General features: G+C 59.1%; 11 protein-coding genes and 2 tRNA genes. 3 read left to right on the forward strand and 10 right to left on the reverse strand.

The window, feature by feature from the left end; translation table 11 throughout:
• Positions 1 to 140: 140 nt before the first annotated feature.
• The 7 genes from lpdA to sdhC form a co-directional block, all read right to left on the reverse strand.
• Positions 141 to 1,577, reverse strand: coding sequence for a dihydrolipoyl dehydrogenase (gene lpdA / locus BUE38_RS20765; RefSeq protein WP_073437158.1), 1,437 nt, complete (start codon positions 1,575 to 1,577; stop codon positions 141 to 143).
• Between the two features lie 93 nt (positions 1,578 to 1,670).
• Positions 1,671 to 3,221: a 2-oxoglutarate dehydrogenase complex dihydrolipoyllysine-residue succinyltransferase gene (odhB, locus tag BUE38_RS20770; protein WP_073437159.1), complete on the reverse strand. Its 1,551-nt coding sequence runs from the start codon at positions 3,219 to 3,221 to the stop codon at positions 1,671 to 1,673.
• Positions 3,222 to 3,263: 42 nt separating this feature from the next.
• Positions 3,264 to 6,098: a 2-oxoglutarate dehydrogenase E1 component gene (locus tag BUE38_RS20775; RefSeq protein WP_073437196.1), complete on the reverse strand. Its 2,835-nt coding sequence runs from the start codon at positions 6,096 to 6,098 to the stop codon at positions 3,264 to 3,266.
• A gap of 300 nt (positions 6,099 to 6,398) precedes the next feature.
• Entirely contained in the window at positions 6,399 to 7,109 is a 711-nt protein-coding gene (locus tag BUE38_RS20780; protein WP_073437160.1) for a succinate dehydrogenase iron-sulfur subunit, read from the reverse strand.
• Positions 7,110 to 7,121: 12 nt separating this feature from the next.
• The gene (gene sdhA / locus BUE38_RS20785; protein WP_073437161.1) at positions 7,122 to 8,894 is read right to left on the reverse strand and encodes a succinate dehydrogenase flavoprotein subunit; all 1,773 of its coding nucleotides are present in this window, start codon (positions 8,892 to 8,894) and stop codon (positions 7,122 to 7,124) included.
• A gap of 3 nt (positions 8,895 to 8,897) precedes the next feature.
• Entirely contained in the window at positions 8,898 to 9,245 is a 348-nt protein-coding gene (gene sdhD / locus BUE38_RS20790) for a succinate dehydrogenase, hydrophobic membrane anchor protein (RefSeq protein WP_073437162.1), read from the reverse strand.
• Positions 9,239 to 9,616, reverse strand: coding sequence for a succinate dehydrogenase, cytochrome b556 subunit (gene sdhC, locus BUE38_RS20795; protein ID WP_073437163.1), 378 nt, complete (start codon positions 9,614 to 9,616; stop codon positions 9,239 to 9,241). The genes sdhD and sdhC overlap by 7 nt, the downstream gene beginning before the upstream one ends.
• Before the next feature lie 474 nt (positions 9,617 to 10,090).
• Between sdhC and gltA the strand changes: the two genes are divergently transcribed.
• The 3 genes from gltA (at position 10,091) to BUE38_RS20805 (ending at position 12,682) form a co-directional block, all read left to right on the forward strand.
• The gene (gltA, locus tag BUE38_RS20800; RefSeq protein ID WP_073437164.1) at positions 10,091 to 11,377 is read left to right on the forward strand and encodes a citrate synthase; all 1,287 of its coding nucleotides are present in this window, start codon (positions 10,091 to 10,093) and stop codon (positions 11,375 to 11,377) included.
• Positions 11,378 to 11,432: 55 nt separating this feature from the next.
• Positions 11,433 to 11,564, forward strand: a complete 132-nt coding sequence (locus BUE38_RS23390; protein WP_268762463.1) for a hypothetical protein — start codon at positions 11,433 to 11,435, stop codon at positions 11,562 to 11,564.
• Between the two features lie 227 nt (positions 11,565 to 11,791).
• Positions 11,792 to 12,682: an NAD(P)-dependent oxidoreductase gene (locus tag BUE38_RS20805; RefSeq protein WP_073437165.1), complete on the forward strand. Its 891-nt coding sequence runs from the start codon at positions 11,792 to 11,794 to the stop codon at positions 12,680 to 12,682.
• Positions 12,683 to 13,150: 468 nt separating this feature from the next.
• Here BUE38_RS20805 and BUE38_RS20810 read toward each other — a convergent pair.
• The 3 genes from BUE38_RS20810 to gltX form a co-directional block, all read right to left on the reverse strand.
• Positions 13,151 to 13,226: transfer RNA gene (locus BUE38_RS20810), tRNA-Glu, on the reverse strand.
• Between the two features lie 21 nt (positions 13,227 to 13,247).
• Positions 13,248 to 13,323: transfer RNA gene (locus BUE38_RS20815), tRNA-Ala, on the reverse strand.
• 146 nt (positions 13,324 to 13,469) lie between these two features.
• The gene (gltX, locus tag BUE38_RS20820; protein ID WP_073437166.1) at positions 13,470 to 14,951 is read right to left on the reverse strand and encodes a glutamate--tRNA ligase; all 1,482 of its coding nucleotides are present in this window, start codon (positions 14,949 to 14,951) and stop codon (positions 13,470 to 13,472) included.
• Positions 14,952 to 15,066 lie beyond the last annotated feature (115 nt).

Consider the following 15,066-nt stretch of genomic DNA (forward strand, 5'->3'; position numbering starts at 1 on the left):
CCCATCTCCATGGAGTTGATTCAATGGCCGCCACCGACCACCTCCGGTACTTCGCCGGAAGTGATGCGCCACCGAGGGAAAACCGACGAGCCCGCAACCAGAGCGGGCTCTCGACATCATCGATGACGCTTGTTGTACGACTAGCGCTTCTTGCGATTGGCCATGTGGATAGCATGCCCTTCCACCGCCAGAGCGGCTTCGTGGACAGCTTCCGACATGGTCGGGTGCGCGTAGCAGGTCAGCGCCAGATCCTCGGCGCTGGAGCCGAACTCCAGGGCGATCACACCCTGAGCGATCATCTCACCGGCATGCTGACCAACAATGTGCATGCCCAGCACACGATCGGTTTCCGCATCGGCGATGACCTTGGCCTGACCTTCGGTAGCATTGTTGGCCATGGCACGGCCACTGGCGGCAAACGGGAAGCTACCGGTCTTGACCTTGATACCGGCCGCCTTGGCGTCCTGCTCGGTCATACCGACCCATGCCACTTCCGGGAAGGTGTAGATGACACTGGGGATGGCGTCGTAGTTCATCTGCGCCTTGTGACCGGCGATGATGTCAGCCACCATCATCCCTTCCTCGGATGCCTTGTGGGCCAGCATCGGGCCACGTACACAGTCGCCGATGGCGTAGACGCCCGGCACGCTGGTACGGCACTGATCGTCGACGTGGATGAATCCACGCTGGTCCAGTTCGATGCCCAGACCATCGGCAACCACACCCTTGGTGTAGGGGCGACGACCGACACAGACAATCAGCTTGTCGAAGGTAATTTCCTTCTCGCCTTCGCTGTCCTCGTACTTGACGACGACTTCCTTGCCCTTGACCTCGGAACCGGTCACGCGGGCATTCAGCTTGATATCCAGCCCCTGCTTCTTGAGCAGCTTCTGGGTCTCCTTGGCAATGGCGGTATCGACCATCGGCAGGAAGCTGTCCAGTGCTTCAAGAACCGTCACTTCACTGCCCAGACGATTCCACACGCTACCCAGCTCGAGGCCGATGACACCGGCACCGATCACGCCAAGACGCTTGGGCGTTTCCTGGAACTCCAACGCACCAGTGGAGTCGACGATGAGATCGTCAGTCAGCGGCGTCGGCGGAATCTCGACCGGCACGGAGCCTGCCGCAATCACGATATTGGAGGCTTCGTAGGTGGACGCCTTGCCGTCGAGGTCAGTCACCTCGACCTTGTCCTTCGCCGTGACCTTGGCAGTGCCTTCGATCGCGGTGACCCCATTGGCCTTGAACAGCCCGGCAATACCACCGGTCAGATTCTTCACGATCTTGTCCTTGCGGGCGATCATCTTCTTGACGTCCATCTGGACGTCGCCCGCCTGGATCCCCATGTCATCGAAGTCATGCTTGGCTTCGACGAACTTGTGAGAAGCCTCGAGCAGAGCCTTGGACGGAATACAGCCCACATTGAGGCAAGTACCGCCGTGAGCGACCTTGCCGTCCTTGCCGATCCACTTCTCGACACAGGCCGTCTTCAGCCCCATCTGGGCTGCACGGATGGCGGCAACGTAGCCACCGGGGCCCGCACCAATGACGATCACATCAAACTTGTCGGCCATGTTGGCTCCTGTTCTTTCACTGTTGCAGACAGTCTGCAGCCTGTTGTTTCACTGTTGCAGACAGTCCCTGTCGGTGCCGGTGCAACGAAAACGTTAGATTTCCAGCAGCAGGCGAGCCGGATCCTCGAGCAGTTCCTTGAGCGTTACCAGGAATTGCACTGCGTCCTTGCCATCGATCATGCGGTGGTCGTAGGACAGCGCCAGATACATCATCGGACGGATCTCGACCTTGCCGTTCACCGCCATCGGACGTTCCTGGATCTTGTGCATGCCGAGGATCGCGGTCTGCGGCGGATTCAGGATCGGCGTAGACATCAGTGACCCGAAGATCCCGCCGTTGGTGATGGTGAAAGTGCCGCCCTGCATCTCGTCGATGCCGAGCTTGCCGTCACGAGCACGCTTGCCGAAATCGACAATGCCCTTCTCGACGTCAGCAATCTTCATGCTGTCGGTATCGCGCAGTACCGGCACCACCAGACCACGCTCGGTGGATACCGCCACACCGATGTCCTGGTAGCCGTGATAGACGATATCGGTACCGTCAATGGACGCGTTCACATCGGGGTAGCGCTTGAGTGCCTCGGATGCCGCCTTGACGAAGAAGCCCATGAAGCCGAGCTTGACGTCGTGTGCCTTGAGGAAGGTGTCCTTGTACTGGGCACGCAGCTCCATCACTGCCCCCATGTCGACCTCGTTGTAGGTGGTCAACATGGCCGCGGTCTGCTGGGCCTGTACCAGACGCTTGGCGATGGTCTGACGCAAACGACTCATCGGCACGCGCTTCTCGGGACGTTCACCCTCGACAGCCGGTGCGGCAGCGGCGCTGGCCTTGGCTGCCGGCGCTGCACTCTTCTTCGCGCTACCTTCCTTGACCGCCTTGAGCACGTCTTCCTTGAGCACGCGACCGTCCTTGCCTGTGCCCTTGATGGCGGATACATCGAGGTCGTGTTCGGCAATCAGCTTGCGAGCAGCAGGAGCGACGATCTTGCCGCCAACTTCCTGGTCGCTGTCACCATCGTCGGCGCTGGCCTTGGGCGGCTCCTGATCAGCAGTATCGGCGGCACCACCGCCGGCACCCGCCTGGAACACAGCCAGTTGCGCCTCGGACTCGACCTGAGAGCCCTCCTCCGCCTTGATCTCGACCAGCGCGCCATCTGCCGGTGCGACAACCTCGAGAACCACCTTGTCGGTCTCGATGTCGACCAGTACTTCGTCACGCTTGACGGCTTCGCCCACCTTCTTGTGCCAGGTGGCCACAGTGCCTTCCTGGATCGACTCGGGGAAGGTCGGTGCCTTGACATCAACCTTCTCACCGCCGCCCTGAGCGGCCTTCTTGTCGTCACCGGAAGCCGCAGCAGGCTTGTCTTCTGCTGCAGGCTTGTCCTCGGACTTCGCTGCTGCACCACCGCCTTCACCGATGCGCCCCAGAATCTGCTCGGACTCCACGGTATCGCCTTCTTCCACCAGCGTTTCGGCCAGGGTGCCTGACTCGGCGGCCAGTACTTCGAGCACCACCTTGTCGGTTTCGATCTCGACAATCAGCTCATCACGCTCGACGCTATCACCCGGCTTCTTGTGCCAGGCGGCCACAGTGCCTTCGGCAACGGATTCCGGAAAGGTTGGTGCCTTGATCTCGGTAGCCATGTTATTTCCTTGGTTTCTCTTCTCTCGTCCCGGGTCGTTGCCTTACAGGTTGAAGGCGTCTTCGACCAACTGGCGCTGCTGTTCGGTGTGAACGGACATATAGCCGGCGGCGGGTGCCGCGGAGGCCGGGCGACCGGCAAACTTCAGCTGCATGCCATAACCACTCTGGAGCATGTCCGCCACGCTACGCAGGTTATGCTGCATAGAGTACCAGGCGCCCTGGTTGAGCGGCTCTTCCTGACACCACACGATATCCGTGGCGTTGGTGTAGTCCTTGATGGCTTCGAACAGCTCCTCCTTCGGGAAGGGGTAGAGTTGCTCGACGCGTACAATGGCCACGTCGTCACGCAGGTTTTCTTCACGCCAGTTGGCGAGATCGTAGTAGACCTTGCCCGAGCACATGATAACGCGCTCGACCTTGCTGGCATCGCGCTTGCCCTGATCCGACAGAACCATCTGGAAGCTGCCTTGCGCCAGATCCTCAAGGCTGGATACCGCTTCCTTGTGGCGCAGCAGGCTCTTCGGCGACATCACCACCAGCGGCTTGCGCAACGGGCGGATGACCTGGCGACGCAGCAGGTGGAAGATCTGCGCCGGAGTTGTCGGTACACACACCTGCATATTGTGCTCGGCGCACAGCTGCAGGAAACGCTCGAGACGTGCCGAGGAGTGTTCCGGCCCCTGCCCTTCGAAGCCATGAGGCAGCAGCATGGTCAGGCCACACAGACGGCCCCACTTGGTCTCGCCGGAGGAGATGAACTGATCGACCACCACCTGAGCGCCGTTGAAGAAGTCGCCGAACTGGGCCTCCCAGATCACCAGCGCATTGGGCATGGTGGTCGAGTAGCCATATTCGAAGGCAAGCACGGCTTCTTCCGAGAGGAAGGAGTCATGGATGGTGAATGCCGGCTGACCATCGGACATGTGCTGCAACGGCACATGCACCGAGCCATCCTTCTGGTTGTGGATGACGGCATGACGGTGGGAGAAGGTACCCCGTCCCACATCCTGACCGGTCAGACGAATCGGATGTCCCTCGTCGATCAGAGTGGCGTAGGCCAACGTCTCGGCAAAGCCCCAGTTGAGCGCCAGACCACCGCCCTGCATCTTGCGGCGATCTTCATAGATCTTGGCCACCTGACGCTGGACAGTGACACCATCGGGCACTTCGCACATCTTCGCCGCCAACTGCTGCAGGCGCTTCATATCGACGGTGGTATCGGCATGGCCGGTCCACTCGTGGCCGAGATAGGGCTTCCAGTCGACGAACAGCGACGTGTTGGGCTCCTGCACCAGCGCATTGGCGACGTGGTTGCCGGCCATCAGGTCATCGCGATACTTCTCGACCAGTGCCTTGTCGGCTTCCTCGGTGATCACCCCTTCCTTGATCAAGCGCTGAGCATACAACGCACGCGATGAAGGATGGCTCTTGATCTTCTTGTACATCAACGGCTGGGTGCCGGAAGGCTCATCCGCTTCGTTGTGGCCACGACGACGGTAGCAGACCAGATCGATGACCACGTCCTTCTTGAACTGCTGACGATAGTCGAGTGCCACCTGGGTGACATGCAACACCGCGTCCGGGTCATCGCCGTTGACGTGCAGGATCGGTGCCTGAACCATCTTGGCGATGTCCGTGCAGTACTCGGTGGAACGAGCATCCAGCGGGTGCGAGGTAGTGAAGCCGACCTGGTTGTTGATGACGATATGTACCGTGCCACCCGTCTTGTAGGCACGAGTCTGGGACATCTGGAATGTCTCCATGACCACGCCCTGACCGGCGAAGGCCGCATCGCCATGCACATTGATCGGCAACACCTTGCCACCTTCGTCATCGTTGCGACGATCCTGGCGGGCACGCACCGACCCCTCAACCACCGGCGCCACGATTTCGAGGTGCGAGGGGTTGAAGGACATCGCCAGGTGAACCTCGCCGCCCGGCGTCATGACATTGGAACTGAAGCCCTGGTGATACTTGACGTCACCGGAGCCTCGTTCGATCAGCTTCTTGCCATCGAACTCATCGATCAATTCCGAAGGGTTCTTGCCAAGGATATTGACCAGCACGTTAAGGCGGCCACGGTGGGCCATACCGATAACCACTTCCTTGGTGCCATAGCCGCCGGCCCGCTGGATCAACTCATCCATCATCGGAATGAAGGACTCACCACCCTCGAGACCGAAGCGCTTGGTCCCGGGATAGCGGGAGGCCAGATAGGACTCGAGGCCTTCAGCGGCGGTGACACGCTCCAGAACGTGCTTGCGCATGTCCTCGGTGAACGGTGGTTTCGAGCGAACGGCCTCGAAACGCTGCTGCAGCCAACGCTTTTCCTCGGTATCGACGATGTGCATGAATTCGCAGCCAATGGAGCGACAGTAGGTCTGCTCCAGGGCATCGACGATGACACGCAACGGTGCTTCGTCCTCACCGAGGAAGAAGGAGCCGGTCTGGAAGCTGGTGTCCAGGTCCGACTTCGACAGCTGATGGAAGGACAGATCGAGATCCGGCACCGGCTTGGGATCGCGCAAACCAAGCGGATCGATATTCGCCTTCTGATGACCACGGAAACGATAGGCGTTGATCAGCTGCAGAACCTTGACCTGCTTGCGGTTCTCCTCACTGTCACCTGTCGTTGCAGCAATGGCGGTACGACGCTGCTTGCCAAGCTGGTAGAACTGGTCACGAATCGGCGTAAGGGGGGAGTCCTGGGACGGCGAGCCGTCGGGGCTGGGTAGTTGGTCGAAATACTCGCGCCATTCATCGGGAACGGCGGCGGGGTCGTCGAGGTACTGCTCGTAGAGCGCTTCCACGTAATGGACATTGCTGCCGGTTACGTGAGAGGAGCGCCACATCAACTCCATTATGCCTTGTTGCATCTCTCGGTCACCCTGCACTGATGGGGTGGTATGGGCTCGACGCATGTCTTGCCTTGGGTGCGGCGCTGGGACCCGGGCGTCCTTGCGAGGCGTCCGATCCTTCGTCTACCCGTGGCACTGACTCTTGTCGAGCGCCCTGTCGTTGTGCCGCTAACGTACTTGCGCTAGCCATGATTGGACCTGCTCCATGCTCAAAAGCCGGTGCGCAGTGCACCGGCTCCTGAAGCATGATCCGATCCAGGACGCGACTTTATGCCGCGCTCTGATCCGGACATATGATAACAAGCCCGGCGCTGCTATTTAAGTGGCATTCGCCAGCAACATCTCACGAATCTTGCCGATAGCGCGAGTCGGGTTAAGCCCTTTCGGGCAAACAGCGACACAGTTCATGATGCCGCGGCAACGGAACACCGAGAACGGGTCCTCCAGGTCGGAAAGACGCTCGCGTGTCGCCGTGTCCCGAGAGTCCGCCAGGAAACGGTAGGACTGCAGGAGTCCGGCCGGGCCGACAAACTTGTCCGGGTTCCACCAGAACGACGGGCAGGACGTGGAGCAGCAGGCACAGAGAATACACTCATAGAGCCCATCAAGCTTGTCACGCTCTTCCGGCGACTGCAGACGCTCGATGGCCGGAGCCGGAGTATCATTCTGCAAGTATGGCTGAATGCGCTCGTACTGCTTGTAGAACAACGCCATATCGACCACCAGGTCACGGATGACCGGCAGACCAGGCAGCGGGCGCAGCACCACCTTGTTGTTCTTGACTACATGCGACAACGGCGTGATACAGGCCAGACCGTTCCGGCCGTTCATGTTCATGCCATCGGAGCCGCAGACACCTTCACGGCAGCTGCGACGATAGGCGACGGTAGCATCCTGCTCCTTGAGCATCTCGAGCAGGTTCAGCACCATGATGTCGCGGCCCTGAGTGTCGACCTCAAACTCCTGCATATAAGGAGCGGAGTCGGTCTCGGGATTGTAGCGATACAGGGATACCTGAAGCTTGGACATGTGACTCCCCCCTTAGTATGTACGGACTTTCGGCTCGAACTTGTCGACGGTCTTGGGCGCGAAATTGACATCACGCTGACCGACACGCTTTTCACTCGGGAAGTACATCGAGTGCTTGAGCCAGTTGACATCGTCACGATCCGGGTAGTCGTAGCGCGAGTGAGCCCCACGGCTTTCCTTGCGCTCCAGGGCAGCAATGGCTGTCGCCTCTGCCACTTCCATCAGGTTGTCCAGCTCCAGCGCTTCGATACGTGCGGTGTTGAAGGCCGCCGACTTGTCCTCGAGGTGTGCATTGGCGACACGCTCACGCAGCTCAGCCAACTTCTGCACACCTTCAACCATGTTCTTCTCTTCACGGAAGACACCAAAGGCCGTCTGCATGATGTTCTGCAGCTCGCGCTTGAGCTCCGGCACACTCTCGCCGCCTTCGGATTCGTTCCAGCGGTTGATGCGCTTCATGGCAGACTCGATGTCGGACTCGCTGGCGTCGAGGTAATCGACCCCCTCATTGAGCGCGCTCTCGATGAACATGCCTGCCGCACGGCCGAAGACCACCAGGTCGAGCAGCGAGTTGCCGCCCAGACGGTTGGCACCGTGGACAGACACACAGGCAGCCTCGCCACAGGCATAGAGACCGTTGACGATGTGGTCCTTGCCCTCGGCATCCTGAGCGATGGCCTGGCCGTGGATGTTGGTGGCAATCCCGCCCATCATGTAGTGACAGGTCGGCACCACCGGGATCGGCTCGCGGGCCGGGTCCACGTGGGCAAAGGTCTTGGACAGTTCAACGATACCCGGCAGACGCTTGCCGAGGACTTCCTCGCCGAGATGATCGAGCTTGAGGAGCACATGGTCGCCGTTCTCACCACAACCGCGACCTTCAAGGATCTCCATGACCATGGAGCGAGCCACCACATCACGACCCGCGAGGTCCTTGGCATTCGGCGCGTAACGCTCCATGAAGCGCTCGCCGTCCTTGTTGATCAGGTAACCACCCTCGCCGCGGCAGCCTTCTGTCACCAACACGCCGGCACCGTAGATACCGGTCGGGTGGAACTGCCACATTTCCATGTCCTGCATCGGCACGCCAGCACGCAGACCCATACCGATACCATCGCCGGTATTGATCAGGGCATTGGTGGTGGACGCATAGATACGACCGGAACCACCAGTGGCCAGCACCGTGGCCTTGGATTTCACGTGAACAACTTCACCGGTCTCGATGTCCATGGCGATGCAGCCGACCACGTCACCGTTGGCATTCTTCACCAGGTCAACGGCATACCACTCGTTGAGGAAGGTGGTGTTGTTCTTCAGGTTGTTCTGGTAAAGGGTATGCAGCAGCGCATGACCGGTACGGTCTGCCGCCGCACAGGTCCTGGCCGCCTGGCCGCCTTCACCGAAATTCTTGGACTGGCCACCGAAAGGCCGCTGGTAGATACGACCGTTGTCGAAGCGCGAAAACGGCAGGCCCATGTGCTCAAGTTCGAACACCGCCTTCGGACCTTCCGAACACATGTACTCGGCAGCATCCTGGTCGGCGATGTAATCGCCGCCCTTGACGGTGTCATACATGTGCCAGCGCCAGTCATCATTGGGGTCGGCCGAGGCAATGGCACAGGTGATACCGCCCTGAGCGGAAACAGTGTGTGAGCGAGTCGGGAAGACCTTGGACAGCACGGCGGTCTTCTTGCCGGACTTGGCCAGCTCCAGCGCAGCACGCATGCCGGCTCCACCACCACCAATGATGATCGCATCAAAGGTCAAAGTACGCATATTAGACATAAATCAGGCTCCCCACAGCACTTGGATGCCCCAGACCAGGAACACGAAGATGGCAAAGATGATGGCGAATTGAGCAGAGACGCGAATCGCCGTTGGCTTGATGTAGTCGGTGGTTACCGTCCACAGGCCAATCCATGCGTGCGCCGCAAGAGATACGAACGCCAGAAGGGAGAAGATGCGCATCCAGGTCTGTTGGAAGAGCCCGCTCCAGGTGGCATAGTCGAGCTGCGGGTGCAGCAGCAGATACACCACCAGGAATACCGTATAAACTGCCATGACAAGGGCACTGGCACGCTGAATGATCCAGTCGGACAGGCCGCTACGGCTGAAACTCGTGATATTGGTTACCATACCCAGACTCCCGCCAGAACGATCAGTACAGCGCTTGCCACGATAGTGATCTGCGCCTTCTTTACGCCACCTTCAAGCGACACGCCGATATTGGCGTCCATGATGAAGTGCTTGCAGCCGGCCACAAAGTGGAATGCCAGAGCGGACAGCAGGCCCCAGGCAACCAGTTTGGCGAGAAAATTATGGGCCAGCGCGTTGCGCACCGCTTCAAACCCCTCGGGGGATGACAGCGACGCGTCCAGCGCCCAGAACCCAAAGATCAGGCCGACAAAGAGGATGACGCCGGTAATACGGTGCGTGATCGACGTCAGGGCGGGAAGGGGGAAATGGATCGTGGATAGATCCAGGTTTACGGGTCGTTTGCTATTCACGGCTCTCTACACACTCTCTTGGCCCACTCTACGACATGCGGGCCTGAGGCCCGAGCGGGCGGTGGTTTCGGGAAGGGCGCTTGCGTGCCAACCAGGAAGTTGGACACGGCCTCCTGTTCCTGCCAGTCGCGGCCTGAATTATAGGGACATGGCCTGGTCATGACAAATGGCATATGCGGAGTGGTTCTCAGTCGCTTCCAGAGAATTTCCAGACGAAACGGCATAATTCTGCCTGACCGTCAAGATGCTGCACTGCCACAATTCATGCTATGGTGCATAGCATCATATTCTCTACAAGTATTGTACAAAGCCAGCAACAAAGTACACCCAGGGGATGGCGATCGGAGAATTGACAATATCTGGAACGCTTCTATAGTGGGCGAACCTTTTTCGCCGAGCGGGACCCATTTCGCTGGCACGTTAGTGAGAAATGACAACTTATCGCTCCATATCGAACACATAAGGAGGCCTGGCATGGCTGACAGAAAAGCGACCCTGACGGTGGATGGTCTGGAGAAACCGATCGAGCTTCCGATCTACTCCGGCACCGCAGGCCCTGATGTTATCGATGTGCGCGGACTGGGTGCCGAGGGCCTCTTCACCTTTGACCCCGGTTTCATGGCCACCTCTTCCTGCGAGTCAGCCATTACCTACATCGATGGCGGGAAAGGCGTCCTCCTCCACCGCGGCTATCCCATCGAGCAACTGGCCGAGCATTCCAACTTCGTCGAAATGAGCTACGCGCTGCTGTTCGGCGAACTGCCCTCCGAAGAGCAGTACAAGGATTTCGAGGCACGCATCCGCATGCACACCATGGTGCATGAGCAGCTCGCCAACTTCTTCAAGGGCTTCCGTCGCGATGCCCACCCGATGTCCATCCTGTGCGGCGTCGTTGGCGGCCTGGCAGCCTTCTATCACGATCACCTCGACATCACCAAGCAGGAAGATCGCGAAATCAGCGCCATCCGCCTGATTGCCAAGATGCCGACCATCGCGGCGATGTCCTACAAGTACAACATCGGCCAGCCGTTCAACTATCCACGCAACGATCTGAACTATGCTGAGAACTTCCTCTACATGATGTTCAGCAATCCCTGCGAGCCCTACGAGATCAACCCGGTCTACGCCAAGGCCATGGATCGCATCTTCATGCTCCATGCCGACCACGAGCAGAATGCCTCGACCTCCACGGTTCGCCTGGCAGGCTCCACCGGCGCCAACCCCTTCGCCTGCATCAGTTCAGGTATCGCCGCGCTATGGGGCCCTGCTCACGGCGGCGCCAATGAAGCAGTCCTCAAGATGCTGGACGAGATCGGTGACGACTCCGAGGAAAATATCCAGCGTTTCATCGACAAGGCCAAGGACAAGGATGACCCCTTCAAGCTGATGGGCTTCGGTCACCGCGTCTATCGCAACTTCGATCCGCGCGCCAAAGTGATGAAGGAAACCTGTGATGAAGTTCTGGACGAGCTTGGACTGGGAGACGACCCGCAGCTCAAGATCGCCAAGCGCCTCGAACAGATCGCACTGGAAGACGAGTACTTCATCGAGCGCAAGCTGTACCCGAATGTCGACTTCTATTCCGGCATCATTCTCAAGGCCATGGGCATCCCGACCAACATGTTCACCGTGATCTTCGCGGTGTCACGCACCATTGGCTGGATCTCCCACTGGCACGAGATGATCAGCGACAGCTACAAGATCGGCCGCCCACGCCAGCTCTATACCGGCTATACCAAACGCGACTACCCTGCAGAGTAATCTTCAGGAGCTACCTGCATTGGTTATTAACCCGGCATGCTTTCATGTTGGGTTAATGGCGGCACAGGGACGTGCCGCCGTCGTCCATCAGGCCGACGCGAGACCGCACCACACCAGCAGATCCGCGCATCTGCGCCAGTGTGGTGCGGACGACAATCAAATCGATCAGGATGAGCTATTTGATTAATAGCGCTCTCTCGGAAGCCGCCCCTCAGGGCGGCTTCCGTCGTTTCGGACTACGCCTTACCGCCGCAACCAGTCGCACTGGTGAAGCCCTCCCCTGCTTCACGCTATGCTGGGCGGACAAACCAACCTGTACACATTGCACAAACCACCTCATCAAGACCCGCTCGATTCGCATCGCAACAGATCGCTTTCCTCACCACTCCTTTCACATCATGCCAGGAGAACACAATGAGCCGCACAATATCGAAGGTTGCCTTTATCGGCCTGGGCGTCATGGGTTATCCAATGGCCGGGCACCTGGCCCGCGCCGGCCTGGAGGTCCGGGTCTACAACCGCACCTCCGCCAGAGCCCAGGCCTGGAGCGATGAACATGGCGGCAGCCATCACCCCACCCCTGCAGCCGCCGCCGATGGGGCCGACCTGGTCATGATGTGCGTCGGCAACGATGACGATGTCCGCCAGGTAACCCTGGGCAACGATGGCGTACTGTCCCGACTGGCCGCTGGCAGCCTGTTGATCGACCACACAACGGCCTCCGCGACACTGGCCGAGGAGCTGGATCAGGCATGCCGCGACCACGGCGTCGGCTTTATCGACGCTCCGGTTTCCGGCGGCCAGCAAGGTGCCGAGAACGGCGCCCTGACCATCATGTGTGGTGGCCAGGAAGAGGACTTCGGTGCTGCCCGCCCGGTGCTCGAGCACTATGGCCGAGCCGTCACCTTGATGGGGCCAGCCGGCAGCGGCCAACTGACCAAGATGGTCAACCAGATCTGCATCGCTGGCCTGGTACAGGGGCTCGCCGAGGGCCTGCACTTTGCAGAACAGGCAGGACTGGACCAGCACCGCGTGATCGACGTCATCAGCAAGGGGGCGGCCGGCTCCTGGCAGATGGAAAACCGTCACGCCACCATGATCGACGACCACTATCAACACGGCTTCGCCGTGGACTGGATGCGCAAGGACCTGGACATCTGCCTCACCCAGGCCCGCGAGCTCGAAGCACAGCTACCGGTCACCGCTCTGGTGGATCAGTTCTACGCAGACATTCAGAGCATGGGTGGTGGACGCTGGGACACGTCCTCGCTACTGAAGCGCCTACGCCGAAACAGCAACACCTGAAGCCTATACCTCGCTTGAGGTAGCCTCACACCCCGCCGACGCTGTGCATAACCCGGCCAGTGTCGGCCTCCTGCCCCCTCTCCGAGCGTTTTCCACACTTTCTGTGGATAACCCTGTTCACAACCCCTCGAAACCGCCCCTGAATCGCCATGAACACGGGCGGGAGCTTAGATTGGTTAATTTTTAACCTAACATAACTCGTTGTAAATAAAGGATAATTTTCAACATCAGGCGAAAAGGAGGAGGCATGAGGATTAATGCATTAAAAACGCAAGAAATATGGCAGGGAGTGGACAATTCCAGCGGACTGTCAAGCTGCAAAGATCAATTTGCTCTGATTTTCATCGCTGAATGAAAACCACTCACAAATCAAGGCAAACTTATCCACATGATACATTACGACACACGAGGTATCGCTCATCGCTGCACCAGAAAGGCACGATCACAGGAATTATCAGGAAAGAGAAGTGGCGTCCCATAGGGGGTTCGAACCCCTGTTCCCGCCGTGAAAGGGCGGTGTCCTGGACCACTAGACGAATGGGACGCAGAATCTCACGAGAATGGTTGGTGGAGCCTAGCGGGATCGAACCGCTGACCTCGACACTGCCAGTGTCGCGCTCTCCCAGCTGAGCTAAGGCCCCATATCTCGTGAAGACGGGGCGTATCTTACTGATAAGGCCGGGGAAGGTCAACCCCTTTAAGCGCCGAGTTACAAGCTACGAGTCACTAGCTGCCAAACGCAGCCCAGGGCTCGTAGCTCGTAGCTCGTAGCTCGTAGCTTCGAAGACTAGCCCAGTTCCCTATACTCCTTCTCGAAGCGTTTGGCCTGCTTCTTGGACACCCCACCCAGTACGTTGATGGCGTATCTGAGCCGCGCTCGAGTCATGTCGGACCCCAGAATTGCCATGGCATCCATGACCGAGGTACTGGAAGCAGAACCCGTCACGGCGATGAATACCGGGGCAAGAAAGGCCTTCATCTTGAGATCGAAGTATTCACACAGCAACTTGACCTCGGCCAGCAGCGCTTCCTTGTTCCAACTGGACACGCCTTCCAGACGCCAGACGAGGAACTGCAGTAGACGCACCAGTTCTTCCCGCTCGAGCTTGACGCTCTCGAAGCTGGACTCATCGATATCCGGCAGACCGGAGAAGAAGTGCCCCGCCAGAGGCGCCACATCCGACAGAGTATCTACCCGGGTTCTCACCTGAGGCAGGATCTGATTGACATAGCCTTCATTGAAAGCCCAATCCATCAGTGCTTTGAGGAAGGCCTGGTCATCCAGGTCCTCACGCAGGTAAACGCCGTTGAGCCAGGTGAGCTTCTCCAGATCAAAGACCGGCCCCCCCAATGACACCCGCTGGATATCAAAGTTGGCAATCATCTCCTCAAGGGAGAACTTCTCACGCTCGTCGGGCATCGACCAGCCCATACGACCGAGATAGTTCAGCACCGCCTGAGGCAGGAAGCCCATACGCCGGTAATAGTTGATCGAGGTCGGGTTCTTGCGCTTGGACAGCTTCGACTTGTCCGGGTTGCGCAGCAGCGGCATGTGGCATAGCGCCGGCATGTCCCAACCGAAATACTCGTAGAGCAGCTGATGCTTGGGTGCCGAGTTGATCCATTCCTCGCCACGCAGCACATGGGTAATTCCCATCAGGTGGTCATCGACCACGTTGGCCAGGTGGTAGGTCGGCATACCATCGGACTTGAGCAGTATCTGGGCGTCGACCTGGGCCCAGTCCACCTCGATACTGCCACGCAGCATGTCTTCGACCACGCAGGTGCCACTCTCCGGCACGGTCATGCGAACGACATAGGGCATGCCTTCACGTTCACGACGCTCCTGCTCGTCAGCATCCAGCGCCAGGTCAGCCGGCTTGAGCGCCAGGTGCAGGCCCGCCGCCTTGCGCGCCTCACGCAGCTCGTCCAGTTCTTCACTGGTGCGGTAGCACTTGAAGGCGTGGCCGGCATCGATCAATCGCTGGGCGTGCTCAGCGTAGATGTCGCCGCGCTCGCTCTGGCGATAAGGGCCGTGCGGCCCGCCCACATCGGGACCTTCGCTCCATTCAATGCCCAGCCAGCGCAGTGAATCGAGGATCATCTGCTCCGACTCATCGGTGGAACGAACTCGATCGGTATCCTCAATACGCAGAATGAACTCACCGCCGTGCTGACGAGCAAAGCAGAGATTGAAAAGCGCGATGTAGGCGGTGCCTACGTGAGGATCTCCAGTCGGCGAAGGGGCAATTCGCGTACGAACAGTCATATCTTCCTGCATCCTGATGGGGTTTGGAGCCATTCCGGCAGCGTTGGCGCATTATACGCGCCTTGCCGGAAACTGGCAGCCGCCCTGCGCCTTCCCTCTACCTCATCAGGCCAGG

This window comes from Halomonas cupida (assembly GCF_900142755.1).
Lineage (GTDB): Bacteria > Pseudomonadota > Gammaproteobacteria > Pseudomonadales > Halomonadaceae > Halomonas > Halomonas cupida.

Excerpts from the sequence above, each read along its gene's own strand:
- BUE38_RS20780 (WP_073437160.1), bottom strand. The coding sequence starts at position 7,109 with ATGTCCAAGCTTCAGGTATCCCTGTATCGCTACAATCCCGAGACCGAC.
- lpdA (WP_073437158.1), bottom strand. The coding sequence starts at position 1,577 with ATGGCCGACAAGTTTGATGTGATCGTCATTGGTGCGGGCCCCGGTGGC.
- sdhD (WP_073437162.1), bottom strand. The coding sequence starts at position 9,245 with ATGGTAACCAATATCACGAGTTTCAGCCGTAGCGGCCTGTCCGACTGG.
- gltA (WP_073437164.1), top strand. The coding sequence starts at position 10,091 with ATGGCTGACAGAAAAGCGACCCTGACGGTGGATGGTCTGGAGAAACCG.
- BUE38_RS20775 (WP_073437196.1), bottom strand. The coding sequence starts at position 6,098 with ATGCAACAAGGCATAATGGAGTTGATGTGGCGCTCCTCTCACGTAACC.
- sdhA (WP_073437161.1), bottom strand. The coding sequence starts at position 8,894 with ATGTCTAATATGCGTACTTTGACCTTTGATGCGATCATCATTGGTGGT.
- BUE38_RS23390 (WP_268762463.1), top strand. The coding sequence starts at position 11,433 with ATGGCGGCACAGGGACGTGCCGCCGTCGTCCATCAGGCCGACGCGAGA.
- odhB (WP_073437159.1), bottom strand. The coding sequence starts at position 3,221 with ATGGCTACCGAGATCAAGGCACCAACCTTTCCGGAATCCGTTGCCGAA.
- BUE38_RS20805 (WP_073437165.1), top strand. The coding sequence starts at position 11,792 with ATGAGCCGCACAATATCGAAGGTTGCCTTTATCGGCCTGGGCGTCATG.
- gltX (WP_073437166.1), bottom strand. The coding sequence starts at position 14,951 with ATGACTGTTCGTACGCGAATTGCCCCTTCGCCGACTGGAGATCCTCAC.